The following is a 1,473-nucleotide window of genomic DNA, read 5'->3' as shown; positions in this document are numbered from 1 at the left end:
ACCTCCGCCGCGAACGGAGCGATCTTCGCCTCGGCCAGCGAACGCACCGCCTCACGGAGCATCTCGTGCTCCTCGGAGATACGGAAGAGATCGAACTCCTGGCTCATGATCGCCACTCCTGTTTCACGACGGTACTCAGTACCCTTCATTATGCACCCACGCGGCAAAAAGGGAACTCAGTGCCTTCACATGGCGGCACTGAGTTCCCTATCCTTTTTTCTGCCGAACTTCTGCCGAACAAGCCGGTCCGAGCGCAGGGAGATGACAGCGTGGTCCACTCAGCCATCGATGCCGACACCCGGAGCACCACGCTGTACTTCCAGCGCTGCTCGTGGTGCTGCAACCCGACCTTCCAGCGGCTGCTCTGCCCCACCTGCGGCTCCACCGAGCTGCGGCTGGAGCCCAGCGAGGGCACCGGTGTCGTCCGGCGCTGCGAGGTCGAGCAGGCCCGGACGCCGCTGGTCCGCCAGAAGTCCCTGATCCGGATGGCCGAGGGCTTCGACGTCTGGTGCATCGTCGACGGGCTGCGCAGCACCGTCCCGGTCGGGACGCGGGTGCGGCTGCTGTCCGCCCCCGGCTCCGAGCAGCCCGAGCTGCGGCTGCTGCCGATGGAGGGGCCGCAGCCGCCGGTGGACGTCGAGCCGCGCCCGCTGCCGCCCGTCCAGGGCGGGTTCACCCAGCACCTCGCGGCCTTCGCCGAATAGCGTCCGCCACACGCCGGAGGGCGTGGCACCGGGTACTCGGTGCCACGCCCTCCCACTGTCGTGCGCGGGGATCAGCCCTTGCGGGACTTCACCTCGGCGGTCAGCTGCGGCAGCACGGCGAACAGGTCGCCGACCACGCCGTAGTCGACCAGCTCGAAGATCGGGGCCTCCGGGTCCTTGTTGACGGCCACGATGGTCTTCGAGGTCTGCATGCCCGCCCGGTGCTGGATGGCGCCGGAGATGCCGGCCGCGATGTACAGCTGCGGCGAGACCTGCTTGCCGGTCTGGCCGACCTGGTTGCTGTGCGGGTACCAGCCCGCGTCGACGGCGGCACGCGAGGCACCGACGGCCGCGCCCAGCGCGTCCGCGAGCTCCTCGACGACGCCGAAGCCGGCCGCCTCGCCGACGCCGCGGCCGCCCGAGACCACGATCGCGGCCTCGGTCAGCTCCGGACGGCCGGTCGAGACCCGCGGGGTGCGCGAGGTGACCTTGGCCGCGTTGCCGGTGAACTCCACCGCCACGTTCTCCACCGCACCCGCGCCCGCAACGGCCTCGGGGGCCACCGCGTTCGGCTTGACCGTGATCACCGGCATGCCCTTCGTCACCTTCGACTTCACCTGGAAGGACGCGGCGAACACCGACTGGGTGGCGACCGGGCCGCCGTCACCGGCCTCCAGGTCGATGGCGTCGGTGATGATGCCGGAGCCCAGGCGCAGTGCGACGCGGGCGGCGATCTCCTTGCCCTCGCCGGAGGAGGTGACCAGGACGG

At 70.4% G+C, this 1,473-nt stretch carries 2 protein-coding genes; one reads left to right on the top strand and one right to left on the bottom strand.

Going from position 1 to position 1,473, the window contains the following annotated elements; genetic code table 11:
• Positions 1–269: 269 nt before the first annotated feature.
• Positions 270–704 carry a hypothetical protein gene (locus tag ACFVHI_RS37160; RefSeq protein ID WP_063346949.1) on the top strand — a complete coding sequence of 145 codons (435 nt, stop codon included), beginning with the start codon at positions 270–272 and terminating at the stop codon, positions 702–704.
• Positions 705–775: 71 nt separating this feature from the next.
• Here the strand turns inward: ACFVHI_RS37160 and ACFVHI_RS37155 are convergent.
• Positions 776–1,473: electron transfer flavoprotein subunit alpha/FixB family protein (locus tag ACFVHI_RS37155; RefSeq protein ID WP_380346476.1), on the bottom strand; the 698-nt coding region annotated here is incomplete at its 5' end.

The organism is Kitasatospora sp. NPDC127121 (assembly GCF_042677305.1).
In the GTDB taxonomy this organism is placed as follows: Bacteria; Actinomycetota; Actinomycetes; order Streptomycetales; family Streptomycetaceae; genus Kitasatospora.
The sequence above is the reverse complement of the archived record's forward strand: the minus strand, read 5'-3'. Positions and strand labels throughout refer to the sequence as shown.